Here is a 25,230-nt window from a genome sequence, read left to right on the forward strand (position 1 = left end):
TACACTGACCGTGGCATCCGGTCGTGCGGATGCCGGACCGCCGCGATCGGCGCCCGTCGCGCCGGAGGGAGACCGCCGTGCCGCTATCCGTGGCCGACCTCGACGACATCCGCATCACCCCGTCCGATACCGGTCTTCCCGGCCGCGCCGCGGGCCTCACCGTCGGCGAGTTCCTCGCGACCGAGCCCCGGCTCGACGAGTTCTGGACCCCGCTGCTCGTGCTCGATGACGCCGCGCTGCGCGCGAACGCGCGAGCGATCCAGTCGTGGTGCGACGAACACGGGCTGGAGCTCATGCCGCACGGCAAGACGACGATGGCACCCGCCCTCTGGTGGCTGCAGCTCGACGGCGGCGCGACGGGGCTCACGCTCGCCACGCCAGGGCAGGTGCGAACCGCGCGGCGGTTCGGCGTGGCATCCGTCATGCTCGCGAACGCGCTGGTCGCACCGCCCGCACTCGCGTGGGCGGCCGCCGAGCTGGCCGACCCCGCCTTCGCGCTGCGGGTCTGGGCCGACTCGGTCGCGACCGTCAACGCGATGGAGGCGGGGCTCGCGGGTCTCGACCTGCCGCGCCCGATCGACGTACTCGTCGAGCTCGGCGCGCCCGGCGGGCGCACCGGGGCCCGCACGCTCGACGACGCGCGCCGTGTCGCCGACCGGGTGGCCGCGTCGCCCGTGCTGCGACTCGCGGGCACCGCCGGCTACGAGGGATCGCTCGGCCACGACCGCTCGTCGGGCGCGGCCGCCGCGGTGCGCGGCTACCTCGCCGACCTGGTGCGGCTGCACGAGACGGTCGCGGGCCTGGCCGGCGGGGAGCTGCTGCTCAGCGCGGGCGGCAGCGCGTACCTCGACCTGGTCGCCGAGGCGTTCGAGGCTCCCGCCGCTCGCGCCGCCGGCACGCGGCGCGTGCTGCGATCGGGTGCGTCGCTCGTGCACGACAACGGGTTCTACCGCGGCATCTCACCCATCGACGACCGGCTGACGCCCGCCATGCGCGGCCTCGCGCGGGTCGTCTCGCACCCCGAACCCGGCCTCGCACTGCTCGACGGCGGCAAGCGCGACTTCCCCTATGACGAGGGGCTGCCGGTGCCGCTCGCGCTCGACGGGGCATCCGTGACCGCGCTCAACGACCAGCACACGTACCTGCGGGCCGCGCCTTCCGGTGCGGTCGGCCCGGTCGACATCGCCATCGGCGACGTCGTCGAGCTCGGGCTCTCGCACCCGTGCACCGCGTTCGACAAGCGCCGGCTCATCCCCGTCGTCGAGCGGTTCGGCAGCGACCGGGTCGTCGCGCTCGTGCGGACGTTCTTCTGATGCGCGTGCTCATCGCCGGGGTCGTGGCGGTCGACGGCGAGGCATCCGCATCCGACCCCGTCGACGTCGTCGTCGACGACGGGCGCATCGCGGCGGTCACGGCGCGCGGCGAGGCATCCGACCGGGCCGTCGACGTCCGCATCGACGGCGGCGGGCGACTGCTCGTGCCCGGCTTCGTCGACGCGCACTCGCACGCGCTCGGCCGCCTCGGCGAACCCGACGTGCAGCTCGGGCTGCTGCGCCAGGGTGTGACCACCGTCATCGGCGGGCAGGACGGCGTCGGCGTCGCCCCCGGCGACGGCGCCTACGCGAACGAGTACTTCGCCGCGATCGACGGGCCGCACCCCGACTACCCCGGCGGCGGCGTGGGCGAACTCCTCGCCGCGCTCGACGGTGCGTCGTCGGTGAACGGCGCGTACCTGGTTCCGGCGGGCACGGTGCGCCTCGAGGTGATGGGGCGATCGACGGATGCCGCGGGGCCGCGAGAGCTCGCCGCGATGCGCCGCCTCGTGGCCGATGGACTCGCCGACGGCGCGGTGGGGCTCTCGACCGGACTCGACTACGTGCCCGGGCGATTCGCCTCGACCGCCGAGATGAACGAACTGGCACGCGAGGTCGCCGCCGTCGGGGGCGTCGTGGCCTCGCACCTGCGCGGCGGCTACGAGTCGGGGTCCGCCGAAGGCGTCGCCGAGCTCGCGGCGATCGCACGCGGGTCGGGTGCCGCGGTGCACGTGTCGCACTTCCACGCCGAGCCCGACATCGTGATCGGCCTCATGGACGGGCTGCGCGACGACGGCGCGGATGCCACGTTCGACGCCTACCCGTACACGCGCGGCTGCTCGCTGCTGTCGATGCCGCTCCTGCCGCCCGAACTCTCGGTGCGCCCGACCGACGAGGTCGTCGCGGCGATCGCCGACCCCGTCGAACGTGCACGCCTGCTCGGAGAGTGGTTCCCGACTGTGGTCGACTATCCGAGCCTCGGACCCTCGTGGCCGTCGATGCTCACCTTCGGGCACATCGCGGCGCCCGACTTCGACTGGATGCACGGGCTCACGATCGGCGCGGCCGCCGCGCGCGCCGGCACGACGCCGGCCGAACTCGTGCTCGACGTGCTCGCCGCCGCCCGCCTCGAGGTGAACGTCGTGATGGCGGTGCGCTCCACCCGCACCGACGCCGACCTCGCGCGGATCCTCGCGCACCCCGCGGCGATCGGCGGCTCCGACGGCATCTGGATCGGCCGGCACCCGCATCCGCGCGCTCGCGGCACGTTCGCGCGGTACGCGGCCCTGCTCGTCGACGAGCTCGGCTGGGGCGGCGCCGCGGCGCTGTGCTCGACCCGCGCCGTCGACCGCTTCGGCCTCGGCGATCGCGGGCGCGTGCGCGTCGGCGCCGTCGCCGACCTCGCCCTCGTCGACCCCGACCGCATCGTCGACCGGGCCACGTATGAGCATCCGCTCGCGGTCGCCGACGGCATCGACGACGTGCTCGTGGCCGGTGTCCCCGTGCTGCGCCACGGCGCGCTGACCGGCGCAACGCCGGGCCGCGGCATTCGTCGCGCCTGATCGGCCGGCGCGGCATCCGTCGCACCGCGCCCCTGTTCGCCCGCGACATCCATCGCCCGTGTTCGCCGCACGCGACCCCGAGCCATCCGACCCCCTAGCCTTTTTCAGGAACCACCCGCCCGAACCGGGCCGTTCTCAGGAGAACACGCCGATGCCGCCGCGCATCCGACCCATTACGCCTGAGAAACGCACAGTCACCCACGCAAGGAGTCGCGAAATGCCGAAGACCGCCGTCACCCTCTCGAACGCACCGAAGCCCGCAGGGCCCTACAGCCACGGCGTCGTCGCCAACGGGTTCCTGTACACCGCCGGTTTCGGGCCGCAGGACCCGGCCACCGGCGAGGTCGTGGAGGGCGGCGTCGCCGAACAGACCCGGCAGGTGCTGCGCAACATCGGCGCCGTGCTCGCCGAGTACGACCTCACATTCGACGACGTCGTGAAGGTCACCGCGCACCTCGAGGATCTCGCCGACTTCGCCGAGTACAACACCGCCTACGCCGAGTTCTTCAGCGAGCCGTACCCCGTGCGCACGACCGTGGGGTCGCGACTCGCGAACATCCTCGTCGAGATCGACGTGGTGGCGGCGCTGCCCCAGGGCTGAAGGCCGCCAAGGGGTTACCTCGGGCCCGCCCTCCCCTCACCGGTTTGTCGGACATTTGCGCCTTCGTAGGACGCGTGGCTGCCCACGCGTCCTACGAACCGCGCTTTGCCGCACGAACCGCCGAGGGCGAACGTGAAGGGCGCGAGCGCCTGATCAGACCGCGGCGGGCAGCTTCGCGGCGACGAGCTCGGCGATCTGCACCGCGTTCAGCGCGGCGCCCTTGCGCAGGTTGTCGTTCGAGACGAACAGCACGAGGCCGCGGCCCTCGGGGGCCGACTGGTCGCGGCGGATGCGGCCGACGTAGCTCGGGTCGGTTCCCGCGGCCTGGAGCGGCGTCGGGATGTCGCTGAGCGCGACACCCGGAGCATCCGAAAGCAGCTCGGTGGCGCGCTCGGGCGTGATGTCGTTCGCGAACTCGGCATGGATCGACAGCGAGTGACCCGTGAACACCGGCACGCGCACGCAGGTGCCGGCGACGAGCAGGCCCGGCAGTTCGAGGATCTTGCGGCTCTCGTTGCGCAGCTTCTTCTCTTCGTCGGTCTCGAGGTCGCCGTCGTCGACGATCGAGCCCGCGAGCGGCACGACGTCGAACGCGATCGTGCGCGGGAATTTCTCGGCGTCGGGGAACGACACGGATGCTCCGTCGTGCACGAGCGAACGCGGGTCCTGCTCGACCGCGGCCTTGGCCTGCTGGTAGAGCTCCTCGCCGCCGGCGAGCCCGGCACCCGACACGGCCTGGTACGTCGAGATGACGAGCCGCTCGAGGCCGGCCTCGTCGTGCAGCACCTTCAGCACCGGCATGGCGGCCATCGTGGTGCAGTTCGGGTTGGCGATGATGCCCTTCTCGGCCTCGTCGATCGCGTGCGGGTTCACCTCGGAGACCACGAGCGGCACCTCGGGATCCATGCGCCAGGCGCTCGAGTTGTCGATGACGGTGACGCCGGCCGCCGCGAACCGGGGCGCCTGCGCCTTCGACGTCGCGCCGCCAGCGGAGAAGATCGCGATGTCGAGGCCGGTCGGGTCGGCAGTCTCGGCGTCCTCGACGACGATATCCTCGCCCCTCCACGGCAGGGTCGTGCCGGCCGAACGGGCCGACGCGAAGTAGCGAATGGATGCCACGGGGAACTCTCGCTCCTCCAACAGCCGCCGCACGACCGCGCCGACCTGCCCGGTCGCGCCAACGATGCCGATATTCACACCACTGCCCACGTTCGCTCCTCCATCACCCGGCCGCACGCGACCGGGAAGTCCTCGTTCCATTGTCCCCGCTGCGGGCGCGCGTGACGCCCGATGGCGGGAGGTTGGCAGGAAACCGCCCGTCAGCGACCGGTGCCGGCGTACACCACGGCGTCGGTGTCGCCGTCGAGCTCGAACGCGGCGTGCACGGCGCGCGCGGCGTCGTGCACGCTGTCGGCACGGGTCACGACCGAGATGCGGATCTCGCTCGTCGAGATCATCTCGATGTTGATGCCCGCCTTGTAGAGCGCCTCGAACAGCTTCGCCGACACGCCCGACGCCGACCGCATCGCGGCGCCGACCAGCGACAGCTTGCCGATCTGGTCGTCGTACTGCAGCGACTCGAAGCCGACCTGCTCCTGCACGCTGCCGAGCGCCGACAGCGCCTTCTCGCCGTCGGACTTCGGCAGGGTGAACGAGATGTCGGTGCGGCCGGTGGCGGCTGCGGACACGTTCTGCACGATCATGTCGACGTTCGCGTTCGTGTTCGCGACGATCTTGAAGATCGCCGCCGCGGCGCCGGGCTTGTCGGGGACGCCGACGATGGTGATCTTCGCCTCGGAGAGGTCGACGGCGACGCCGGCGATGACGGAATCTTCCACAGCAGCTCCTTCGGGGCTTCGCGAGGGATCGTAGACGATGGTGCCCTCGGAGTTGTTGAACGACGACCGCACGTGCAGTGTGACGCCGTGCCGTCGGGCGTACTCGACGGCACGGATGTGCAGCACCTTCGCACCCGAGGCGGCGAGCTCGAGCATCTCTTCGCTCGTGATGCGGTCGAGCTTGCGCGCCTTCTTCACGACGCGCGGGTCGGACGTGAACACGCCGTCGACATCGGTGTAGATCTCGCAGACGTCGGCCTGCAGCGCGGCGGCGAGCGCGACGGCGGTGGTGTCGCTGCCGCCTCGGCCGAGGGTCGTGATGTCACGCGATTCGCGGCTGAAACCCTGGAAGCCCGCGACGATGACGATCGCCCCGTCGTCGAGCGCCTCCTGCAGGCGCACCGGGGTGACGTCGACGATACGTGCGGCGCCGTGCGTGGCATCCGTGATCATGCCCGCCTGGCTGCCCGTGAAGCTGCGCGCCTCGTGACCCATCGCCTTGATCGCCATCGCGAGCAGCGCCATCGAGATGCGCTCGCCCGCCGACAGCAGCATGTCGAGCTCGCGCGGCGCCTGGATCGGCGTGACGTCGTTGGCCAGGTCGAGGAGTTCGTCGGTCGTGTCGCCCATCGCCGAGACCGCCACGACCACGTCGTTGCCCGCCTTGCGGGTCTCGACGATGCGCTTGGCGACCCGCTTGATGCTCTCAGCGTCGGCGACGGACGACCCGCCGTACTTCTGCACGATCAAGCTCACGTGGTCTCCTGGGGACTGGATTCGCGGCGAGGGACGGATGCCACGGGCAATCGGATGCCACGGGGCGGCGCCGCGGCACCATCTTACGGCGGCACGGCATTCCCCCTCCGCCATGTGACATGGCCCGCCCGTGCACGACGCCGATAGCATGCCCGCATGGGGGAGCTCACCGACGCGTGGAGCGAGTTCAACGTCGCGATGCTGGGAGCGACGGCCGCCCTCGCGGGCCTGGTCATCGTCGCGATGTCGGTGAACCTCGCCGAGATCATGAAGACACCGTCGCTGCCCGGCCGTGCCGCGGCGGCACTCGCCGCGCTGATGGCCGCGATCATCGTCACCGCGGTCGGGCTCGTGCCCGATCAGCCGGTCGTGATCTACGGCGTCGAGGTGCTGTTCGCGGGTGTGCTGGCGGCGGCGTTCGAGTACCGGGCCACGCGGCTGATCTACTCGCAGGGCGAGGAATTCGGGCCGCGCTGGGTGAAGGCGGCCGCGGGGTGGTTGCCGGTGACGCTCTTCCTGTTGGGCGCGGTACTCGTGTTCGCGGGGTCTCCGGCAGCGGCACTCGGATGCCTCGCGGCCGCGTCGATCCTCGCGATCGGTTCGGCGATCCTGCACGCGTGGATCGTGCTCGTCGAGGTGCTTCGCTAGGCGGAGGTCTCGGCGCCCGCCGCCGGTCAGGCCCGGTGCGGCCTCGGCATGTACCACTCGGTGAACTCGCGCGCCCGGCCGTCGTCGCCGAACCGGATGATCCACAGGTTCAGATAGTCGCGATCGGCCGGATACTCGGTGCGCCCCTGGATGAGCGCGAGCTCGAGCGTCTCGTGCAGGATCTTCCAGTCGAACGCCCACGTGCCGGACTCGTCGCGATCCTCGAGCCATCCTGCGACGATCGCATCGCGCCCTCGCCGCGGCGTGGCGTCGGGTGCGGTCAGGTACTCGGCATCGTCGCTGAAGAGCGCGGCGATGTCGGCCGGATCGTTCGTCTCCCATGCGCGGATGTACCCCGCGACCCATTCGGCGGCTCTGCTCGGCATGCGCCCAGTCCACCCGGGCGGAGCATCCGCGTCAAGGCCCGGCGGAGAAGCCGCGCGCGCAGCCCTCTCTCCGCCGTTCGGACGCGTTTCGGCGCCCGCGTGGCGGGTGGACACGCCGAAACGCGTCCGAACGAGGGGTTCGAGACGCGCCCAGCCGACTCGTAGGGACGGGTCAGCCGACGGCGCGGCGCCCCTCGAACGCGCGGCCGAGGGTCACCTCGTCGGCGTACTCGAGGTCGCCGCCGACGGGCAGGCCCGATGCGAGCCGGGTCACCGCGATCTCGAGCGTCGTGAGCATGCGGCTCAGGTAGGTCGCCGTGGCCTCGCCCTCGAGGTTCGGGTCGGTGGCGATGATGACCTCGCGGACGGTGCCGTCGGCGAGTCGCTGCATGAGCTGGCGGATCCGCAACTGGTCGGGGCCGACGCCGTCGATCGGGCTGATCGCCCCGCCGAGCACGTGGTACAGCCCGCGGAACTCGCGCGTGCGCTCGATCGCCACGACGTCTTTGGCCTCTTCGACGACGCAGATGAGCGTGGGGTCGCGTCGCGGGTCGCGGCAGATCGAGCAGGTGACCTCTTGCGAGACGTTGCCGCAGATCTCGCAGAAGCGCACCTTGTCGCGCACCTCGAGCAGGATCTCGGCGAGCCGGGTCACATCGAAGTGCTCGGTCTGCACGATGTGGAACGCGATGCGCTGCGCCGACTTCGGCCCGATGCCCGGCAATCGGCCGAGTTCGTCGATCAGCTCTTGGACGATACCCTCGTACACGATCAGCTCCGCTCGCCGAAGCCGGTGCCGGGCACCTCGACCTCTTCGAGGAACCGGGCGCCGAGCACCTCGCGCACGACCGCCTCGCCGTAGCGCTGCACACCCCGCGGCTCGGCGACGGGCGCCGGTGCCGCGTCGATCACGGCCTCGGGCGGGGGGCCCGGGTCGAACGGCGGCTCGTCGTCTTCGGGTGGCGCGTCGGCGTCGCTCGGCAGGTCGTGGGCGGGCGCGTCGCGCACGGCGGTTGCGATGGCGGTCGCGGCGCTGGCACGGCCGGCGGTCGCGTCGGGCGTCGAGGCGTCGGATGCCGCGTGGCCACCCCCTGCGGAAGCGTCAGCCGAGCCCGGCTGCTCGGGCGGATCGGCCGGGATCGCAACCGTCGCCCATGACGACACCGCGCCACCCGACACGGCGGCCGACGACGCGCGCCCCGACTTCGGAGCGGCGGCTCGCGTGGCGGCGCCACCACCGCCGGCGGGCGGCTCGGCGCGCGTCGATGGAGCCGGCTCGCTGCGGTTCGGCGGCGTCTGGGGCAGCGATGAGGACGCGGCGGGAGCCGTCGGGGACGCCCCGGACGGGCTCTGCGGCGCGTCGGGCGCGCCGCGATCGGGGGCACCGCCCTCGTCGGTCGGCGTCGGCGCAGGCGATGCGTCGGCGGGCGGCGCCTCGACGGTGCCCTCGGACTTCGCGATGAACTTCACGCGCACACCGAGCACCTCGGCGATCGCGTTGCGCAACAGCTCGCTCACACTGTTGCCGGGCGAACCGCGGAAGCTCGCGACATCGGCCTCGCTCGGGAACGCGAGCACGAGCACGTCGCCGTCGCGGTACTCGCGCACCTGGGCGGTGAACGCCACCATCCACGCCGAGCGCTTGGTGCGCTGCAGGAGGGCGAGCACCTCGGGCCACGCGTCGCGGACCTGCTGCAGCGTGACGGGGCCGACCGGCGCGATGCGGGGCGCCGCGGCCGGCTCGGGCGCGGCCGGCACCGAGGTCGACGCCGACACCGACGCATCGGGCACGGATGCACCACGCGCCGACGCAGCCGGCGCCGCGGCAGCGGAGGCCTCCGCCGGCACCGCAGGAGCGGAGGCCGCAGCCGGCGCAGCAGGAGCGGATGCCGCCGATGCCGAACCCGCCACGGCCGGCTCGGCCGCGGGCGCCCCCGCGACCGTCGGAACGCCATCGACCCCGACCCGGCGCTCGAGCCGCTCGACGCGGGCGAGGGCCCCGCGGGCGCTGTCGTCGATCGCCGGCACGAGCACGCGCGCGAGCATGAGTTCGAGGTGCAGTCGCGGCGAGGTCGCACCCGTCATCTCGGTGAGGGTCTGGTTCACGAGATCGGCCACCCGCGAGAGCCCGGCTGCGCCGAACAGCGCAGCCTGCGACCCCATACGGGCGAGCTCGTCGTCGGGAACCCCGCGCAGCACCGCCTTGGCGGCCTCGGGCGACGAGGCGGCCACCACGATGAGGTCGCGCAGGCGCTCGAGCAGATCTTCGACGAAGCGTCGGGGGTCTTGCCCGGTCTGCACGACCCGGTCGGCGGCGGCGAAGGCGCCCGCGGCGTCGTTCGCGCCGATCGCGTCGACGACCTCGTCGAGCAGTGCACCGTGCGTGTAGCCGAGCAGCGCGACGGCCCGTTCGTAGTCGATGCTCGACCCTTCGGAGCCGGCGATGAGCTGGTCGAGCAGGCTCAGCGTGTCGCGCGGCGAGCCGCCCCCCGCTCGCACGACGAGCGCGAGCACGCCCGGGGCGACCGAGATGCCCTCGTCGTCGCAGAGCTGCTGCACGTATTCGAGCATCGGCGCGGGCGGTACCAGCCGGAACGGGTAGTGATGCGTGCGCGAGCGGATCGTGCCGAGCACCTTGTCGGGCTCGGTCGTCGCGAAGATGAACTTGACGTGCTCGGGCGGCTCTTCGACGAGCTTCAGCAGCGCGTTGAACCCCTGCGGCGTCACCATGTGCGCCTCGTCGAGGATGAAGATCTTGTAGCGGTCGCGTGCCGGCGCGAACACCGCGCGCTCGCGCAGGTCGCGGGCGTCATCGACGCCGTTGTGGCTCGCCGCGTCGATCTCGACCACGTCGAGCGACCCGCCCCCGCCCCGGGACAGCTCGATGCAGCTCGGGCAGGTGCCGCACGGGACATCCGTCGGGCCTTCGGCGCAGTTGAGGCAGCGCGCGAGGATGCGGGCAGAGGTCGTCTTGCCGCAGCCGCGCGGGCCGCTGAAGAGGTACGCGTGGTTCACGCGGTCGGTGCGGAGCGCGGTCATGAGCGGCTCGGTCACCTGGGACTGACCGATCATCTCGGCGAACGTCTCGGGCCGGTAGCGGCGATACAGGGCGGTGACCACGGATCCATGCTAGTTGCCGCGTCCGACACCGCTTCCGGAACCCCAGGGGGTACTCTGCAAGGCACGCGGTGTCGCGCACGGCATCGCCGCCACGCCGCCCCTGCGCGGCTGGGAGGGAGGGCCCAGCATGTCGATGACCCGCAGCTTCACGACGAGCCGCATCGAGAAGTTCGAGCGATTGCTGCTCGCCGAAGAGGCCGAGGCCGAATCGCGCCTGGCCGAGCACCGCGAAGGCATCAGCGAGGTGCGCGCGGCGAGATCGGATGCCTCGGCCGACGACGAGCACGACCCCGAGGGCCCGACCATGACCCAGGAGTGGTCGCAGCGCTCGGCGGTGCTCGCGGATGCCGAACACGAGCTCGCGGACGTACGGCGCGCACTCGCCCGCCTCGCCGAGGGCAGCTACGGCGTGTGCGAGCGCTGCGGCAAGGCCATCACGGTCGCCCGCCTCGAGGCTCGCCCCACCGCCACCCTCTGCATCGACTGCGCCCGCCTCATCACCCACTGACCGCCGACGAGCGGTCGGGCGCCGACCCCTGCGCCGAGGGCGCCGAGGGCGCCGAGGCACCCGAGGGCGCCGAGGCGGCCCCCGCCAGCCCGCCGAACGCGCGAAGGAACAGCGGGCTCGCCCCGAGCACCGCGTAGAGCACACCGCACACCGCGAGCGTGGGCACGAGCCCGACGCCGGCTGCGGCGGCACCGCCCAGGAACGCCCCGAGCGGCATCGTCGCCGTCACGCCGGCGGTCGTGAGGCCGAACACCCGCGCCCGCATGCCGTCGGGGATGAGCCCGTACATCGCCGTCGAGATCATGGGGTTGAGCGCTCCGGCGGCCAGGCCCGACGCGGCCAGCAACGGCAGCAGCACGGGCGGCTGCGCGCCGAGCGCCATCGCGAGGTAGGGGGGCGCGCCCGCCAGCATGAAGCCGATCGCGAACAGCGTGCGCCCACTCCACCGGTGGCCGATGGCCCCGAACACCGCCGAGCCGACGAGTGCGCCGGCGGCGAAGCATCCGACCATGAACCCCAGCATCGCCGGATCACCCAGGATGCGCGTCGCGTACAGCGGCTTCAGCACCGTGAGGCCGGCCGCGTCGATCGCATTCGTGAGCGTCACGAGCAGCACGATCGCGCGCAGCAGCGGCGAGCGCACCACGAACCGCAGACCGTCGCGGAACGCTGCGCGACCGCCCGCCGTTGCGGCACCCGACTCCGCGTCGCCCGCCGCGTCGCCCGCCGCGAGCCAGACTCGCCCGCGCGGCACGAACGCGAACACCAGCAGGGCGGCGACCACGAATCCCGCCGCATCGACGACGAGCGCGGGCATGGGGCCCGCGAATCCGATCACGACGCCCGCGGTGCCCGCGCCGACCATCGACGCGGTGCGCTGCACGGCCGATTGCGCGCCCGCGGCGCGCGCGATCGGCGTGCGAGCGAGCGCGGCGAGGTCGGGTGTGAGCGAGGTCTTCGCCGCGTCGCCGGGAGGGTCGAGCAGCCCGCCGACGAAGGTGAGCGCGAGCAGCGCGCCGAAGCTCAGGCCGACGGTCGCGTGCAGGATCGGGATGGCGAGCACGGCAGCCGCGCTCGCGAGATCGGCGACGACGCTGGACGCGCGGAATCCGAACCGGTCGACGAGCACCCCGCCCAGCGCGCCCCCGATCACGAGCGGCACGGTCGCGAACACGCCCGCGACCCCGGCCGCGAGCGGCGACCCGGTGAGCTGGAGTGCGATGATCGGCAGCGCCACGATCGCGATCGCGTTGCCGCCGAGGGAGAAGAACGCGGCGGCGAGGTTCGCGATGAGCGGTGTGCGGCGGCGCAGGGCGCGCGAGGCGACCAGGGCAGATGTCTCGGAGGTCTCGGATGTCTCGGATGTCTCGCTCATGCGTTGCTCCGCGGGAAGACGTGCGTGATGAACCGCACCCGCCGGGCACCCGGTCGCGGTTCGCGGCCGCGGGCGTACCACTTCTCGCGCACGGCGGCGAGATCGGCGGCGAGCTCGCGGAACTCGGCGAGGGTGAGGTGCGCGGCGCCGTCGCTCGAGTCGGATGCCGCGACCCACGCACGTTCGAGGTCGTGCTCGGCCTCGACGGCGGCGACGAGTTCGCGGTGGTAGGCCTCGAGCACCGCGAGGCGCATCGCGTCGGACGCGTCGCGGCGCTCGTCGTCGTCGAGAGCGTCGGACGCGTCGAACGCGGTGAACTCGTGCGCGGCGCGCCACCACCGCTCGCGGCGGTCGCGGGCGAGCTCGGGCGCCTCGACGACGAAGCCGTGCTTGGCGAGCGTGCCGAGGTGGTAGCTCACCGAGCCCGGAGCCTCGCCGGTGCGCTCGGCGAGCGCGCCCACCGTCGCCGGGCCGTCGACGCGCAGCATGCCGAGCAGTCGCAGCCGCACGGGGTGCGCGAGCGCACGCATGGGACCCGGGTCGCGAACTTCGATGCGGGAGACGTCGTCCATGCCCCCAGGGTAGTTCTACAAGAACTCTTGCACAAGATTTCTTGTGGATTGTCTACGGCCGCATCGAGGCCCCGCGCCGCCGGACGACGACCGCCAGGAGAGCCCAGCCGAGCAGCAGCGCGATCCCGATCGCGAGCGTCGCCACCGGCGCATCGCGACCGGTCGGGGGCAGCGCCGCGGATGCCGCCGGCGCAGCGGGTGCCGGCGGCGCAGGGGGTGCCGGCGGAGCAGGCTCCTGGCACAGAGCGCCGACGAACCCATCGGCGTCGACGAGTCCTGCGCCGATGATGTGCCGCGGATCCACCTCTCGCGCGTTCACGATCAGGGGCTGCGCGGTCTGCTCGAGCGCTGTGCGCACATCGGCGACCGTCGCCTCGCGGCACCGCTGCATCCCGAGCGCAGCCACCGCTGCTGCGACCGGGGCCGCGGCCGATGTGCCGTTGAATGCGTAGACCCCCGGCTCGACGAGGTTTCCGAAGAAGTTCGTCCAGCCGCCGTCGACCGAGGTGACCAGCGGCGCATCGTTGACGAACGGCTCAGCCAGCGGGGTCGGCGCGCCGCCCGGCTCAGCGGGGAGGTCGAAATACCAGACCCCCGGCCCGACCGATGTGTACGCGCGCGGCGACACCGGGGCGTTCACGTCGGCCGCGGCGACGGCGAACACATCGCGCCCGCCCTGGTGCCCGCTCATGCTCATGCCGACGGAATCCACATCGGAGCGGGCGTACTCCACATCGGTGACGATGCGGCCGAGCACGATCCGCACCGCGGGTGTACCGATCGCGACATCGGCCTCGGCCCGAACGATCAGGAGCTGCGCCGGCGTCTCGCCCGCGAGTTCGGAGATCCTGCCGAACGCGAACGGCAGATCGGGCCGCAGCGGGATGACGACGTCGCGGCCGAACCCCGGCGCGTCGAGGATCGCGACGAACTCGGTGGGCGGATCCCCGACCGGCTCGGCCCACTCCAACCGAATCGGGGCCCCCGCTCCGGCGGCGATCATCACCTCGTTCGTGGCATCCTGCCCCGCACCGGGGTTGAAGTCCATGCAGTCGTAGGGGCCGCTCGCGGGTCCGAGCGTCTCGGCCACGACGTCGGGGCACGGCATCGGGCGGTACGCGTCGGTCGCCCAACCGCCGATCGGCAGCCCCACGTTCGGCCCGGCATCCGCGAACATGCCGTCATTGCCCGCGGCCGCGAAGTACGCGACGCCCGCCTGGGTGACCTCGTGGACCGCCTCACCGACTTGGCCGGGTTGGAAGAAGAGGTCCCCCAGGTTCCAGATGTCATCGACGATGATGTCGGCGCCGGCCGCTGCGAGCTGCCGGATCGCCTGCGCGTACGTGAGCGAGGTGACTCCGGACGACGCGAACAGCAGGGTCGCCCCCGGCGCGACGCCGTGCACGAGCTGCAGCATCCCGCGCCCCTCGTCGCTGCTGATCTGCCCTGCCGATTCGGCGACCACCCCGACGGGTTGCACGCGCCCGCACGGGTTGGCCGGCCCCGGCAGCATGCCGGCGGCCACGTCGTCGGCCGCGCGGGTCACCGCATTCGGCGCCAGGTCGAACGAGTCCGAGATGACCCCGATCGTGATGCCCGTGCCATCCACGCCGAAGTGCGCGCGCGCGACATCGGCCCGCACCGGCACCGAGGCGTTCGACGGCACCGCCGCGCACCCGGCCGGGGCTGCGACCGCCCCGACCGCGGTCGCCGCCGACATGCCCGACGACGACGACGACGACGTCGACGTCGTCACGCTCCCGAACGCGAAGTCGACGAAGCGCAGGTTCGGCAGCTCCACCACCGCGTGGAGCCGGTCGGGCCGCACCATCGCGGTCACCTCGGCCCACGGCCGCGACGAGGCGAGCACGGTGCCGAGGTCGGCCACAGCCGAGAGATCGGCATCGTCGGGATGCCCCGCCTCGTAGAGCAGGGTCATCGCGATGCCGCCGTCGCGCCCGAACTGCAGGCTGCCCGGGCCATCGGCAGGCACCCCCTGCCGGGCCGCCGCGTCGACCAGCTCGCGAGGCGCGGCCGAAGCATCCTCAGAGACCTCGGGCAGCACCGCGGCCAGCCGCCCGGAGACCGGAGCGTCCGCGTCGGGCTCGGCAGCCGCGGCGTTCGGCACCGCCCCGAGCCCGAGTGCCCCGAGCGCCGGCGGGCCGAGCGCGAGTGCCCCGAGCGCCGCGATGAGCCCCAGCCATCGACCCGCACGCCCCCCAACCCGCATGGGGGCAGGCTACATCGGCCGCCCCGCCAGGGGAACGACCGCCCCAGGCGAACCGCTCAGGCGCCGACGGCAGGCGCTACTCGAGCAGCGACGCCTTCGGGCGCTCCTCGGCCGAAGGAGCGGGCTCCGGCCGCACGGCGAGCCGGTCCTCGAAGAACAGGCCGAAGAGTGCACGACGGATCCCCGAGCGCGGCGGAGGCACGCTCGCCGTGCCGCGATCGATGAGCCGCCACCGCTCGTACTCGGTCAGCGGCGCATGCACCTCCACGTACTCTCCCCCGGGAAGCCGCACGATGCGCCCGGTCTCGTAGCCGTGCAGCAGCAGCTCCTCGTCCTTCCGCTGCAGCGCGATGCAGACCCGTCTCGCCACCTCGAAGCCGACCAGGGGGCCCGCAACGACCAGCACCCGAAACATCCAGATCGTCGCCTCGAGCCCGACGTGGAAGTGCGTCGCGATCAAGTCGGCGCTCGCCGCACCCCACAGTGCACCGTAGAAGACGATCGCGGCCACGCCGATGCCCGTACGACCGGGGGCGCTCCTGGGCCGGTCGAGCAGGTGGTGTTCGCGTCGGTCGCCCGTGATCCAGGCCTCGAGGAACGGATACACCGCGGCGAGCACCAGGAACCCGCCGACCACCAGCAGCGGCGCGATGACCGCGAGGGTCCACGTGCGCCCGAACCACTCGACCTCCCACCCCGGAGGCACGAGACGCAGCGCACCGTCGAGGAACCCCGTGTACCAATCGGGCTGGCTCCCGGCCGAGGCATCGCCCGGCGACGAGGGCCCGAACAGCCAGACCGGCGCGATCGTGACGGTCGCCGCGATCCCGAGGATGAGCCCGATGACGATGAGCAAGAGCGCCCCGGCGCGCACCGCCAGCTGCGGCAGCACGGGGACGCCCACGACGTTCCGCTCGGTGCGGCCGGGCCCGGCGAACTGCGCGGGCCCCAGCCGGAATGCGAGGCGGATACGCAGCGCCAGGAAGATGACGAGCGCCGCCGGCGCGATGAGCACGTGCACGAGGTAGAGGTGCTCGATGACCTGCCCCGGGAACTCGCCGCCGAACAGCAGTGCCGACACCCAGGTGCCCACGACGGGGATGCCGAGCACGATGCCCTCGACGATGCGCAGGCCGGTTCCAGAGAGCAGGTCGTCGGGCAGCGCGTACCCGCTCCATCCGGCGACGAGCGCCATCACGAACACCAGGAACAGCAGCACCCAGCTCCACTGCCGCGGGCGGCGGAACGCACCGGTGAAGAAGCTCACCAGCAGCTGCATGATGAGCGCCGCCGGCAGCAGCAGGCCCGCCCAATGATGCGCCTGACGCATGAGGAGGCCGCCGGGCACCTCGAACGACACCGCGAGCGTGGACTCGAGGGCCTTCGACATCTCGACGCCGCGCAGCGGCGCGTAGCCGCCGGCGTAGATCACCGATTCGCTCGAGGGCGAGTAGACGAACATCAGGAAGATCCCGGTGACGAACAGCACGACCAGGCACGCCATCGACACGACGCCGAAGAGGTTCGACCAGTGCAGCGGCACGGTGCGGCCGCGGAGCGTCGCGGTCACCGATCGGATGCGGCCGGCCGTGGCGGTGGACCGCACCGCCGTCGACAGACGATCGGTGAGCGAGGTCCGAGTAGTGCGGGCCGCGCGGGCCGCGCGGGTGGTGCGGGATGTGCGGCGTTCCCGGGTGCTGGGCGATTCGACGGGCATCGGTCACACCCGGTTCCAGTGCCGCAGCAAGTCTGGGCGCACTCGGATCCAGACCACGCTGACCCGGCTCCCCGTGAAGTCCACGTTGACGAGGGCGGTCGCCTCGCCGTCCTGAGTGACGAGCAGCCCGGCCTGGCCGTTGACCGAGCGCTCCACGATGCGCCGTCCGGCCCGGGCCGCCATGCCGTGCACGAGCACCGTGATCGCATCGCGGACGCCTTTCACCACGCGCGCCCGCGAACGGCCGGGCTCGCGGGATTCGACCACCACCGCGACCTCGGGATCCAGCGCCGCCTCGAGCCGCCCTACGTCGCCGTGCTCGGCGGCCACCCGGAACTCGTGCACCGCGTGGTAGCGCATGGGGCGGGCCGCCCACTCCCAGGCCGCCCCCCACGGTGTCCGAGCACGCGGCGTCCGTCCCCCCGACCGCGCCGCTCGATCTTTCGCCTTCGTCGTCATCGTCATGTCCAAGCCCTCCACACACTGAGACACGGCGGACGCGAGCGATGTGACACCCGCGCGGACGGGCGCGATCAGGCGAGGTTGCGGATACCCCGAACATCGAGTGGGCGAAGCACGCGCCACACGCCCCGTCTGGAGCGTCTCTTGCCCACCCGAGGCGCAACGCCGGGCGGGGCGCCGACGAGATCAGGGCACGACGACGGCCTGCGTCTGGCGCGCGATCTCGAGCTCTTCGTCGGTCGGCACGACGAGCACTTCGACCTTCGATGCGTCGGTCGAGATGCGGCGCGCACCGCGCGAGCGCGACCTGTTGCGCTCGGGGTCGAGTTCGACGCCGAACCCCTCGAGGCCGCCGACCGCCCATTCGCGCACGCGCGCCGAGTTCTCACCCACGCCCGCGGTGAACGCGATCGCGTCGACCCGGCCGAGCTGCGCGGCGTACGCCCCGATGTACGAGCGGATCCGGTGCGTGTACACCTCGAACGCGAGCGCCGCGTGCTCGTCGCCGGCGTCGACCGCCGCCTCGAGGTCGCGCATGTCGGCGTGACCGCCGAGCCCCAGCACCCCGCTGCGCTTGTTCAGCAGGTCGTCGATGCCGTTCGCGTCGAGGTGCGCGCGTCGCTGCAGGTGCAGCAGCACCGCCGGGTCGATGTCGCCCGAACGGGTGCCCATCACGAGGCCCTCGAGCGGGGTCATGCCCATGCTCGTCTCGACCGAGCGCCCGCCCGACACCGCGCAGACGGATGCCCCGTTGCCGAGGTGCAGCACGATGATGCGCAGCTCGTCGATCGGCCGCCCGAGGAACTCGGCCGTCGCCCGCGACACGAACCGGTGCGACGTGCCGTGGAACCCGTACCGGCGCACCCGGTGCTTCGCCGCCAGTTCGCGGTCGATCGCGTAGGTGTAGGCCGCCGGCGGCATGGTCTGATGGAACGCTGTGTCGAACACCGCCACGTGCGGCACGTCGGGAAACGCGCGCTGCGCCGCCTCGATGCCCTGCAGGTTCGCCGGGTTGTGCAACGGCGCCAGCGCCGACAGCTCGTCGATGTTGATCTTCACCAGGTCGGTGATGACGGTGGGCTCGAAGAACCGCGCACCGCCCTGCACCACGCGGTGGCCCACCGCGATCGGCGGGAACTCGTCGAGCGACGGCCCGTGCTGCCCGAACGCGTCGAGCATCACCGCGAACCCGGCGGTGTGGTCGGGGATGGGCAGCTCGCGCACCCATTCGGATGCCTCGGACGGGTCGGATGCCTCGGACGGCACCTTGTGCACCGCGCGCCCCTCGCCCTCGCCGATGCGCTCGACCAGGCCGCTCGCGAGCGTGCGCGAGGCATCCACGTCGATGAGCTGGTACTTGAACGAGCTCGAGCCCGAGTTCACGACCAGGACGATGCCCATCTCACGCCTCCGCGGCCTGGATCGCGGTGATCGCGACCGTGTTCACGATGTCTTGGACCAGCGCGCCGCGCGACAGGTCGTTGACCGGCTTGCGCAGCCCCTGCAGCACCGGCCCGATCGCGACCGCTCCGGCCGAGCGCTGCACCGCCTTGTAGGTGTTGTTGCCCGTGTTGAGGTCGGGGAAGATGAACACCGTCGCGCGCCCCGCGACATCCGAACCCGGAAGCTTCGTGCGCGCGACCGCAGCATCCACCGCCGCGTCGTACTGGATCGGGCCCTCGACCGCGAGCTCGGGCGCGCGTTCGCGCACGAGCGCCGTGGCCTGGCGCACCTTGTCGACATCGACGCCCGACCCCGACTCCCCCGTCGAATACGACAGCATCGCGATGCGCGGCTCGATGCCGAACTGCGCCGCGGTGCGCGCCGACGACACCGCGATGTCGGCCAGCTGCTCGGCCGTCGGGTCGGGCACCACCGCGCAGTCGCCGTAGACGAGCACCCGATCGGCGAGCGCCATGAGGAACACGCTCGACACCACGCCCACGTCGGGCCGGGTCTTGATCACCTCGAACGCCGGGCGGATCGTGTGCGCCGTCGTGTGCGCGGCCCCCGACACCATGCCGTCGGCCAGGCCCAGCTCGACCATCATCGTGCCGAAGTACGAGACATCCGTCACCTTCTCGCGCGCCTGCTCGAGCGTGACGCCCTTGTGGGCGCGCCGCTCGCGGTACGCCTCGGCGAACTTCGTCACGTACACCGCGTCGTGGCTCGACACGACCTTCGCCCGCGAGATGTCGAGGCCGAGGCCGATCGCACGCGCGCGCACCTCGATCTCTTCGCCGAGGATCGTGAGGTCGGCCACCTCGCGCTTCAGCAGCGTCGCGGCCGCCCGCAGAATGCGGTCGTCGTCGCCCTCGGGCAGCACGATGTGCTTGCGCGCCTGGCGGGCACGCTCGAGCAGCTGGTACTCGAACATGATCGGCGTGACCACGTCGGTCGTGGCGACGTCGAGCAGCTCGAGCAGCGCCGCGGCGTCGACGTGCTGCTCGAAGAGCGCGAGCGCGGTGTCGCGCTTGCGCTGCGATTCGGCGGCGAGCTTGCCTCGCGCCTGCGTGATGGCGATCGCCGTGGCGTAGCTGCCGAGCTGGGTGCGGATGATCGGCAGCTTCGCGCGCAGCCCCTCGATGAGCCGCTCGATCGTCTCGGAGAGCGGGAACCCGCCGTTCAGCACGATGCCCGAGATCGAGGGGAACGTCGCCGAAGCGTGCGCGGTGAGCACGCCCAGCAGCGCCTCGCTGCGGTCGCCGGGGATCACCACGACCGAGCCCTCGATGAGCCGGGTCAGGATGTTCTCCATCGACATCGCCGCGATCACCACCCCGAGCGCTTCACGGTTGAGCAGCTCGTCGTCGCCCGAGAGCAGCTCGCCGTCGACGGCGCGCATGATGGTGCGCATCGACGGGGCGACGAGGTAGCGGTCTTCGGGGATCGCCCACACGTGCACGACCCGCGACGGGTCGGCCGTTTCGGCGCCGGTGGCGCCGGCCTCGATGCGGGCCGCGGTGCGCACCGAGCCGACGATCTCGTCGAGCCGGTCGGGGTCGGCTCGGTTGGCGACGATGCCGAGCAGCGTCGCGTGCTCGCGAGCCAGCTCGCCGACGGCGAGCTCGGTGAGCTGGGCGAGCTCGTCGGGCGTGCGCGGCTCGGCGAAGCCGAGCTGTTCGCTGCGGCCGCGCCCCTCGGGCACCCGGCCGCCGATCACGAGCAGCACCGGGGTGCCGAGGTTCGCCGCGATGCGCGCGTTGAACCACAGCTCGGTGGGGCTGCCGACGTCGGTGTAGTCGGTGCCGACGATGACGACCGCGTCGCACTTCGCCTCGACGGCCTTGAAGCGCTGCACGATCGTCGCGAGCGCGGCCTCGGGGTCGGCGTGCACAGTCTCGTAGTCGACGCCGATGGCCTCGTCGTACTCGATCGGCACGACGCCGTCGTGCGCGAGCAGCAGGTCGAGCACGTAATCGCGCTCGTCGGTCGACCGGGCGACCGGCCGGAAGACGCCGACACGGGTCGCGCGCCGGGCCAGCGTGTCGAGGGTGCCGAGCGCGACGGTCGACTTGCCCGTGTTCCCCTCGGCGGAGCAGATGTAGATGCTGTGCGCCACGCATCCACCCTATTGGCCTCCCCGTGCCTCGCGACGAGATGTCGGAGATCTCCGCCGACACGCCGCCCCGAGCCATCCGTCAGCGGCGTGTCGCCGGCGCGATCCTACGTTTCGTCGCGGCGGGCGGCCCGACGCGACGGAGCCGCACGTGTTCGGCCGGAGCATCCGGCTCGGGTAGACTTGCGGAGGCTCCTCACGTGGCGCCATCCAGGCCAACTCCCCCAGGGCGGAGACGCAGCAAGGGTAACCGGGCTCTGGCGGGTGCGTGAGGGGTCCCTGGAGGATTCGCCTAGTGGCCTATGGCGCACGCTTGGAAAGCGTGTTGGGTGAAAGCCCTCGGGGGTTCGAATCCCCCATCCTCCGCCATGCACGTGAGCGCCGCGCCCCGAGGGCGCGGCGCTTTCGCGTTCGTTCCGCGCCGCAGCGCGCAGAGAACAGGATGAGACGCCTGGGGCTCAGGCGACGGGGATGACCCGGCTCACCGTGTTCTCACTGCACGCCGCCCCACCGTCTTGCGGCGCAACCCCGCGTCGACGCGACGGCGTGGCGGCGTTAGCGTGGTCGGCATGCCGCTGCCTCCGCTCGTCGACCCGGTCGACGCCCTCGATCCCGACGAGCTGCGCCGCACCGCACGCCAGGTGCGTCTGCCCGAACTCGGCGAGGTCGGGCAGCGTCGGCTCGCGGCCGCCCGCGTCGCGGTAGTGGGCGCCGGCGGCCTCGGCTCCCCCGCGCTGCTCGCGCTCGCGGCGGCCGGGGTCGGCACGATCGGCATCATCGACGACGACGTGGTGGACGTGACGAACCTGCACCGTCAGGTCGTGCACGGCACGGGCGATGTGGGCCGGCCGAAGGTCGACAGCGCCGCCGAGCGGCTCGCCGCCCTGGCGCCCCGGCTCGTCGTGCAGCGGCATCCGGTGCACCTGACCGACGCGAACGCCCGCGACGTGCTCGACGGCTACGACCTCGTGCTCGACGGCAGCGACCGGTTCGAGACGCGGTACATCGTGTCGGATGCGTGCGCCGACCTCGGCATCCCGGTGGTGTGGGCGGCGGTGCTCGGCTTCGACGCGCAGGTGTCGGTGTTCTGGTCGCGGCCGCCGGTCGGCGATGGCCGCGTCGGCGCCGTCGAGGGCGTGACCCTGCGCGACCTGTACCCCGTCGAACCCGAGGGAGGCGTGCCGACGTGCGCCGACGTCGGCGTGCTCGGTTCGCTCTGCATGCAGGCGGGGGCGCTCATGGCGACCGAGGCGATCAAGCTCATCACGGGCGTCGGCGAGCCGCTGCTCGGCCGGGTGCTGGTCATCGACGGGCTGCGCGCGCGGCAGCGCGAGGTCGGGTTGCGTCCGGCGGCGGCTCCGCAGCGATCGGATGTCTCGCAGAGCTCGACGAGCATGACGGATGCCGCGCCGGCACCGCCCCCGATCGGCCACGTCTCGGCAGGCGAACTCAGGCAGCGCCTCGACGAGGTCACGGTGCTCGACGTGCGCGAGCCGTCCGAGCGCGCGGAGCGCGCGATCGCGGGGTCGCTGCACACCCCGCTCGGCACGGTGCTCGCGGGCGACCGCACCGGGCTCGACCGCGATCGCGCGATCGTCGTGCACTGCGCGATCGGGCCGCGCGCCGAGCGCGCTGCGGCGGTGCTCGCCGCCGAGGGGTACCGGGTCTCGGTGCTCGACGGCGGCATGCGGGCGTGGGCGGTCGTCGAGGCGACGTCGTGATCTCGGTCGAAGAGCAGCTCGCGCGTGTGCTCGCCGGCGCGGCCGAGCTGCCGCACGAGACGGTGCCGGTCGACGCCGCCCACGGCCGCGTGCTGGCGGTCGACCTGCGCAGTGCGATCGAATCGCCACGCGACGCCAATTCCGCGATGGACGGCTACGCCGTGCGTCGTGCCGACGTGCGGGGCGCGAGCCCCGACGCCCCGGTCGCGCTGCGCGTCGTCGGCGAGGTCGCCGCGGGCTCGGGGCACGACCCGGTGATCGGCCCGGGCGAAGCGGTGCGGATCATGACCGGTGCGCCCGTGCCGGCCGACGCCGACGCGGTCGTGCCGATCGAGCGCACCGCCGATGCCGACTGGGCGGCCGACCCCGTGCGCATCGCCGAGGAGCCCGCGCCCGCCGCCCACATCCGCCCGGCCGGCGACGACCTCGGGGCGGGCGAGCTCGTGCTGCCCCGTGGCATCCGGCTCACCGCGCGAGCGCTCGCGAGCGCCGTCGGCGCGGGCGTCGGCGAGCTCGACGTCGTGGCCCGCCCGCGGGTCGCGATCATCGCGACCGGTGACGAGCTGGCTGAGCCGGGGGCCCCGCTCGCCCGCGGGCAGGTGCACGACTCGAACAGCCTGCTCGTCGCGGCGCTCGCGGTCGAGCAGGGGGCGGTCGTGGTGCACCGCGGTCGCGCGGGCGATGCGCCGGGCGCACTCGACGCCGAGGTGCGGCGTGTGCTCGAGGCATCCGTTCGGCCCGACCTCATCGTGCTCACCGGCGGCGTCAGCGCCGGCGCCCACGACCCGGTCACCCGCCTCGCGCTGGAGTTCGCGAAGGTGGCGATGCAACCCGGCAAGCCGCAGGCGTTCGGCCGCATCGACGGCGTGCCCGTGTTCGGGCTGCCGGGCAACCCGGTGAGCGTCGCGGTGTCGTTCGAGGTGTTCGTGCGGCCGTTCCTCGCGGTGCTGCAGGGGCTCGACCCGACACGGCCGACCGAGCGCGCGATCGCCGACGAGGCGTGGCGCACCCCGGTCGGTCGGCGGCAGTACCAGCCGATCGTCGCGCAGCGCGTCGACGGTGTGCTGCACGTGCGCCCCGCGTCGGATCGGGGCAGCGGGTCGCACCTGGTGGGCCGGCTGGCGCGCGCCGAGGGGTTCGCGGTCGTGCCCGCGGAGGTCGCAGCGATTCGCGTCGGCGACGAGGTGGAGGTCATGCTGGGGTGATGAGCTTCACGCATCTGGATTCGGCGGGCCGTGCCCGCATGGTCGACGTCACCGAGAAGGCCCCGACCGTGCGCAGCGCCACCGCGCGCGGGCTCGTGCGGTGCAGCGCCGAGATCGTGCGGATGCTGCGCGACGGCGCCGTGCCGAAGGGCGACGTGCTGGCGGTGGCGCGCATCGCGGGCATCGCGGGGGCGAAGCGCACCGCCGAGCTGCTGCCGCTCGCGCACGTGATCGGCGTGCACGGCGCGGTGGTCGACCTCGAGGTCGTCGACGAGGGCGTCGAGGTGGCGGCGACGGTGCGCACCGCCGACCGCACTGGCGTCGAGATGGAGGCGCTCACCGCCGTGTCGATCGCCGCGCTCGCGATCGTCGACATGGTGAAGGGCGTCGACAAGTCGGTCACCATCGAGCAGATCCGCCTCGTCGCGAAGACCGGCGGCAAGTCCGGCGACTGGCACCGGCCCGCATGACCCACGCGCCCGGCCCCTCGCTCGCCGCGCTCGTCCTCGCGGGCGGGCGGGCGCGCCGCCTCGACGGCGCCGACAAGCCCGGGCTGCGGGTAGGCAGCGCCCGGCTCGTCGACCACGCGGTCGCGGCGGCCCGCGCGCTCGGCGCGGATCCGATCGTGGTCGTCGGCCCGCCCGGCATCGTCGACCCGGATGCCACGGTGCGCGTCGTCCGCGAGGATCCGCCGTTCGGCGGCCCCGTCGCGGCGATCGCGGCGGGGTTGCGCGAGCTCGAGGCATCCGAACCCGACCTGACCGTGCTGCTGGCCGCCGACCTGCCGCGCGCGCAGGCGGCCGCCGCCCTGCTGCGCCCGTGGATCGACGCAGCCGACCGCACCCCCGACCCGAAGGAGGCGGGCGCCGTGCTCGTCGACGCCGGCGGTCGCGACCAGTGGCTGGCGGGCGTCTACCGCACGGCCGGCCTGCGCGAGCGGCTCGCCACGCTCAGCGAGGCAGGTGCTTCGCCGCACGGTGCCGCGCTCGGCGCGCTGGTCGGCGCGCTCGCGCTCGCCCGCATCCCCGACGAGGGCGAGTCGGCCGATATCGACACCTGGGACGATCTCGACTCGTGGCGGGCCCGGCTCGGTACCCTCGAAGCATCCGCCGACCCCGCCGGCCACGACCCCGCCCGCCCCGAGGAGGACGCATGACCACGGATGCCCCCACCCCCGCCGAGCTCGACGAATGGGTCGCTCGACTCGCACCCGAACTCGGGCTCGACGCCGCCGACGTGCCGACCGGCCGCGTGCTCGACCTCGCCCGCGACGTCGCGCACGGGGTCGCCCGGCCCGGCGCACCCGTGTCGGCGTTCGTCGTCGGGCTGGCCGTCGGCCGCGGGCTCGACCTCGACGAGGCGCTCGCCCGCGTCGACGCGCTGCTCGCCGAACGGCGGGACTGATGGCGCGGGTGCGTCTGTTCGCCGCCGCGGCCGACGCGGCCGGCACCGAGGAGCTCTCGCTCGAGGCATCCGATCTCGGCTCGCTGCTCGCTGCGCTCCGCGCCCGGGGCGACGACCGGCTCGCGCACGTGCTCGACCGCTCGAGCTTCCTCGTCGACGGGTCGCGCACCAGCGAGCCCGCGACGCCGCTCGCAGCCGACGCGCTCGTCGACGTGATGCCGCCGTTCGCAGGCGGCTGAACCTCGCGGCTCGG

Annotated in this window: 23 protein-coding genes, 1 tRNA gene and 1 other RNA gene; 13 read left to right on the top strand and 12 right to left on the bottom strand. The window is 73.0% G+C overall.

What is annotated here, in order from left to right; translation table 11 throughout:
* The first annotated feature begins 77 nt into the window (after nt 1-77).
* The 3 genes from FLP10_RS04060 to FLP10_RS04070 all read left to right on the top strand — a co-directional run bounded on the left by FLP10_RS04060 (nt 78) and on the right by FLP10_RS04070 (nt 3,476).
* A complete protein-coding gene (locus FLP10_RS04060; protein ID WP_246150175.1) occupies nt 78-1,313 on the top strand; it encodes a type III PLP-dependent enzyme domain-containing protein in 1,236 nt (411 codons plus the stop codon).
* The gene (locus FLP10_RS04065) at nt 1,313-2,875 is read left to right on the top strand and encodes an N-acyl-D-amino-acid deacylase family protein (protein WP_149159710.1); all 1,563 of its coding nucleotides are present in this window, start codon (nt 1,313-1,315) and stop codon (nt 2,873-2,875) included. Before FLP10_RS04060 ends, FLP10_RS04065 begins: the two co-directional genes overlap by 1 nt.
* Before the next feature lie 217 nt (nt 2,876-3,092).
* A complete protein-coding gene (locus FLP10_RS04070) occupies nt 3,093-3,476 on the top strand; it encodes a RidA family protein (RefSeq protein ID WP_149159711.1) in 384 nt (127 codons plus the stop codon).
* Nucleotides 3,477-3,629: 153 nt separating this feature from the next.
* Here FLP10_RS04070 and FLP10_RS04075 read toward each other — a convergent pair whose 3' ends face one another.
* Together FLP10_RS04075 and FLP10_RS04080 are read right to left on the bottom strand one after the other, a co-directional pair.
* Nucleotides 3,630-4,685: an aspartate-semialdehyde dehydrogenase gene (locus tag FLP10_RS04075; protein ID WP_246150177.1), complete on the bottom strand. Its 1,056-nt coding sequence runs from the start codon at nt 4,683-4,685 to the stop codon at nt 3,630-3,632.
* Nucleotides 4,686-4,795: 110 nt separating this feature from the next.
* Nucleotides 4,796-6,070 carry an aspartate kinase gene (locus FLP10_RS04080; protein WP_149159713.1) on the bottom strand — a complete coding sequence of 425 codons (1,275 nt, stop codon included), beginning with the start codon at nt 6,068-6,070 and terminating at the stop codon, nt 4,796-4,798.
* A gap of 156 nt (nt 6,071-6,226) precedes the next feature.
* Between FLP10_RS04080 and FLP10_RS04085 the strand changes: the two genes are divergently transcribed.
* On the top strand, nt 6,227-6,718 hold the full coding sequence (locus FLP10_RS04085; protein ID WP_149159714.1) for a hypothetical protein: 492 nt from the start codon (nt 6,227-6,229) through the stop codon (nt 6,716-6,718).
* Nucleotides 6,719-6,744: 26 nt separating this feature from the next.
* Here FLP10_RS04085 and FLP10_RS04090 read toward each other — a convergent pair whose 3' ends face one another.
* From FLP10_RS04090 to FLP10_RS04100, 3 genes are all read right to left on the bottom strand, one after another.
* The gene (locus FLP10_RS04090) at nt 6,745-7,104 is read right to left on the bottom strand and encodes a nuclear transport factor 2 family protein (RefSeq protein ID WP_149159715.1); all 360 of its coding nucleotides are present in this window, start codon (nt 7,102-7,104) and stop codon (nt 6,745-6,747) included.
* Nucleotides 7,105-7,276: 172 nt separating this feature from the next.
* Nucleotides 7,277-7,873 carry a recombination mediator RecR gene (gene recR / locus FLP10_RS04095; protein WP_149159716.1) on the bottom strand — a complete coding sequence of 199 codons (597 nt, stop codon included), beginning with the start codon at nt 7,871-7,873 and terminating at the stop codon, nt 7,277-7,279.
* A gap of 2 nt (nt 7,874-7,875) precedes the next feature.
* Nucleotides 7,876-10,224, bottom strand: coding sequence for a DNA polymerase III subunit gamma and tau (locus FLP10_RS04100; protein ID WP_149159717.1), 2,349 nt, complete (start codon nt 10,222-10,224; stop codon nt 7,876-7,878).
* A 127-nt stretch (nt 10,225-10,351) separates the two neighbouring features.
* Here FLP10_RS04100 and FLP10_RS04105 point away from each other — a divergent pair, with 127 nt between their 5' ends.
* A complete protein-coding gene (locus FLP10_RS04105; RefSeq protein WP_246150180.1) occupies nt 10,352-10,732 on the top strand; it encodes a TraR/DksA family transcriptional regulator in 381 nt (126 codons plus the stop codon).
* Here the strand turns inward: FLP10_RS04105 and FLP10_RS04110 are convergent.
* The 7 genes from FLP10_RS04110 to pta all read right to left on the bottom strand — a co-directional run bounded on the left by FLP10_RS04110 (nt 10,722) and on the right by pta (nt 20,650).
* Complete coding sequence (locus tag FLP10_RS04110; RefSeq protein WP_149159718.1) at nt 10,722-12,107, bottom strand: MFS transporter; 1,386 nt, start codon at nt 12,105-12,107, stop codon at nt 10,722-10,724. The genes FLP10_RS04105 and FLP10_RS04110 overlap by 11 nt on opposite strands.
* Nucleotides 12,104-12,679 (bottom strand): winged helix-turn-helix domain-containing protein, encoded by a 576-nt coding sequence (locus FLP10_RS04115; RefSeq protein ID WP_149159719.1) that lies wholly within the window; start codon nt 12,677-12,679, stop codon nt 12,104-12,106. The genes FLP10_RS04110 and FLP10_RS04115 overlap by 4 nt, the downstream gene beginning before the upstream one ends.
* Before the next feature lie 52 nt (nt 12,680-12,731).
* Nucleotides 12,732-14,909, bottom strand: coding sequence for a S8 family serine peptidase (locus FLP10_RS04120; RefSeq protein WP_149159720.1), 2,178 nt, complete (start codon nt 14,907-14,909; stop codon nt 12,732-12,734).
* A gap of 76 nt (nt 14,910-14,985) precedes the next feature.
* Nucleotides 14,986-16,626 carry a cytochrome bc1 complex cytochrome b subunit gene (qcrB, locus tag FLP10_RS04125; RefSeq protein ID WP_149159721.1) on the bottom strand — a complete coding sequence of 547 codons (1,641 nt, stop codon included), beginning with the start codon at nt 16,624-16,626 and terminating at the stop codon, nt 14,986-14,988.
* 3 nt (nt 16,627-16,629) lie between these two features.
* On the bottom strand, nt 16,630-16,986 hold the full coding sequence (locus FLP10_RS04130; protein ID WP_149159722.1) for a sigma-70 family RNA polymerase sigma factor family protein: 357 nt from the start codon (nt 16,984-16,986) through the stop codon (nt 16,630-16,632).
* Between the two features lie 288 nt (nt 16,987-17,274).
* Nucleotides 17,275-18,489 carry an acetate/propionate family kinase gene (locus tag FLP10_RS04135; RefSeq protein ID WP_149159723.1) on the bottom strand — a complete coding sequence of 405 codons (1,215 nt, stop codon included), beginning with the start codon at nt 18,487-18,489 and terminating at the stop codon, nt 17,275-17,277.
* Nucleotide 18,490: 1 nt separating this feature from the next.
* The gene (gene pta / locus FLP10_RS04140; RefSeq protein ID WP_149159724.1) at nt 18,491-20,650 is read right to left on the bottom strand and encodes a phosphate acetyltransferase; all 2,160 of its coding nucleotides are present in this window, start codon (nt 20,648-20,650) and stop codon (nt 18,491-18,493) included.
* Nucleotides 20,651-20,834: 184 nt separating this feature from the next.
* Between pta and ffs the strand changes: the two genes are divergently transcribed.
* From ffs to FLP10_RS04180, 8 genes are all read left to right on the top strand, one after another.
* Nucleotides 20,835-20,931: signal recognition particle sRNA small type (ffs, locus tag FLP10_RS04145), an RNA gene on the top strand.
* Nucleotides 20,929-21,016 (top strand) — tRNA-Ser (locus FLP10_RS04150). The genes ffs and FLP10_RS04150 overlap by 3 nt, the downstream gene beginning before the upstream one ends.
* A 200-nt stretch (nt 21,017-21,216) precedes the next feature.
* The gene (locus FLP10_RS04155; RefSeq protein WP_149159725.1) at nt 21,217-22,368 is read left to right on the top strand and encodes a ThiF family adenylyltransferase; all 1,152 of its coding nucleotides are present in this window, start codon (nt 21,217-21,219) and stop codon (nt 22,366-22,368) included.
* Nucleotides 22,341-23,573: a molybdopterin molybdotransferase MoeA gene (locus FLP10_RS04160; protein ID WP_246150183.1), complete on the top strand. Its 1,233-nt coding sequence runs from the start codon at nt 22,341-22,343 to the stop codon at nt 23,571-23,573. The genes FLP10_RS04155 and FLP10_RS04160 overlap by 28 nt, the downstream gene beginning before the upstream one ends.
* Nucleotides 23,573-24,043 carry a cyclic pyranopterin monophosphate synthase MoaC gene (gene moaC / locus FLP10_RS04165; protein WP_149159726.1) on the top strand — a complete coding sequence of 157 codons (471 nt, stop codon included), beginning with the start codon at nt 23,573-23,575 and terminating at the stop codon, nt 24,041-24,043. Before FLP10_RS04160 ends, moaC begins: the two co-directional genes overlap by 1 nt.
* Nucleotides 24,040-24,729, top strand: a complete 690-nt coding sequence (gene mobA / locus FLP10_RS04170) for a molybdenum cofactor guanylyltransferase (RefSeq protein ID WP_149159727.1) — start codon at nt 24,040-24,042, stop codon at nt 24,727-24,729. The genes moaC and mobA overlap by 4 nt, the downstream gene beginning before the upstream one ends.
* Nucleotides 24,726-24,977 carry a DUF6457 domain-containing protein gene (locus FLP10_RS04175; RefSeq protein WP_149159728.1) on the top strand — a complete coding sequence of 84 codons (252 nt, stop codon included), beginning with the start codon at nt 24,726-24,728 and terminating at the stop codon, nt 24,975-24,977. Before mobA ends, FLP10_RS04175 begins: the two co-directional genes overlap by 4 nt.
* The gene (locus FLP10_RS04180) at nt 24,977-25,216 is read left to right on the top strand and encodes a MoaD/ThiS family protein (RefSeq protein WP_149159729.1); all 240 of its coding nucleotides are present in this window, start codon (nt 24,977-24,979) and stop codon (nt 25,214-25,216) included. The genes FLP10_RS04175 and FLP10_RS04180 overlap by 1 nt, the downstream gene beginning before the upstream one ends.
* Nucleotides 25,217-25,230 lie beyond the last annotated feature (14 nt).

It is taken from the genome of Agromyces intestinalis (assembly GCF_008365295.1).
In the GTDB taxonomy this organism is placed as follows: Bacteria; Actinomycetota; Actinomycetes; order Actinomycetales; family Microbacteriaceae; genus Agromyces; species Agromyces intestinalis.

What these genes read in the sequence shown, in the direction of transcription:
- FLP10_RS04065 (WP_149159710.1), top strand. Translation starts at nt 1,313, where the DNA reads ATGCGCGTGCTCATCGCCGGGGTCGTGGCGGTCGACGGCGAGGCATCC.
- FLP10_RS04070 (WP_149159711.1), top strand. Translation starts at nt 3,093, where the DNA reads ATGCCGAAGACCGCCGTCACCCTCTCGAACGCACCGAAGCCCGCAGGG.
- FLP10_RS04085 (WP_149159714.1), top strand. Translation starts at nt 6,227, where the DNA reads ATGGGGGAGCTCACCGACGCGTGGAGCGAGTTCAACGTCGCGATGCTG.
- FLP10_RS04090 (WP_149159715.1), bottom strand. Translation starts at nt 7,104, where the DNA reads ATGCCGAGCAGAGCCGCCGAATGGGTCGCGGGGTACATCCGCGCATGG.
- FLP10_RS04105 (WP_246150180.1), top strand. Translation starts at nt 10,352, where the DNA reads ATGTCGATGACCCGCAGCTTCACGACGAGCCGCATCGAGAAGTTCGAG.
- FLP10_RS04110 (WP_149159718.1), bottom strand. Translation starts at nt 12,107, where the DNA reads ATGAGCGAGACATCCGAGACATCCGAGACCTCCGAGACATCTGCCCTG.
- FLP10_RS04115 (WP_149159719.1), bottom strand. Translation starts at nt 12,679, where the DNA reads ATGGACGACGTCTCCCGCATCGAAGTTCGCGACCCGGGTCCCATGCGT.
- FLP10_RS04120 (WP_149159720.1), bottom strand. Translation starts at nt 14,909, where the DNA reads ATGCGGGTTGGGGGGCGTGCGGGTCGATGGCTGGGGCTCATCGCGGCG.
- qcrB (WP_149159721.1), bottom strand. Translation starts at nt 16,626, where the DNA reads ATGCCCGTCGAATCGCCCAGCACCCGGGAACGCCGCACATCCCGCACC.
- FLP10_RS04130 (WP_149159722.1), bottom strand. Translation starts at nt 16,986, where the DNA reads ATGCGCTACCACGCGGTGCACGAGTTCCGGGTGGCCGCCGAGCACGGC.
- FLP10_RS04135 (WP_149159723.1), bottom strand. Translation starts at nt 18,489, where the DNA reads ATGGGCATCGTCCTGGTCGTGAACTCGGGCTCGAGCTCGTTCAAGTAC.
- FLP10_RS04155 (WP_149159725.1), top strand. Translation starts at nt 21,217, where the DNA reads ATGCCGCTGCCTCCGCTCGTCGACCCGGTCGACGCCCTCGATCCCGAC.
- moaC (WP_149159726.1), top strand. Translation starts at nt 23,573, where the DNA reads ATGAGCTTCACGCATCTGGATTCGGCGGGCCGTGCCCGCATGGTCGAC.
- mobA (WP_149159727.1), top strand. Translation starts at nt 24,040, where the DNA reads ATGACCCACGCGCCCGGCCCCTCGCTCGCCGCGCTCGTCCTCGCGGGC.
- FLP10_RS04175 (WP_149159728.1), top strand. Translation starts at nt 24,726, where the DNA reads ATGACCACGGATGCCCCCACCCCCGCCGAGCTCGACGAATGGGTCGCT.
- FLP10_RS04180 (WP_149159729.1), top strand. Translation starts at nt 24,977, where the DNA reads ATGGCGCGGGTGCGTCTGTTCGCCGCCGCGGCCGACGCGGCCGGCACC.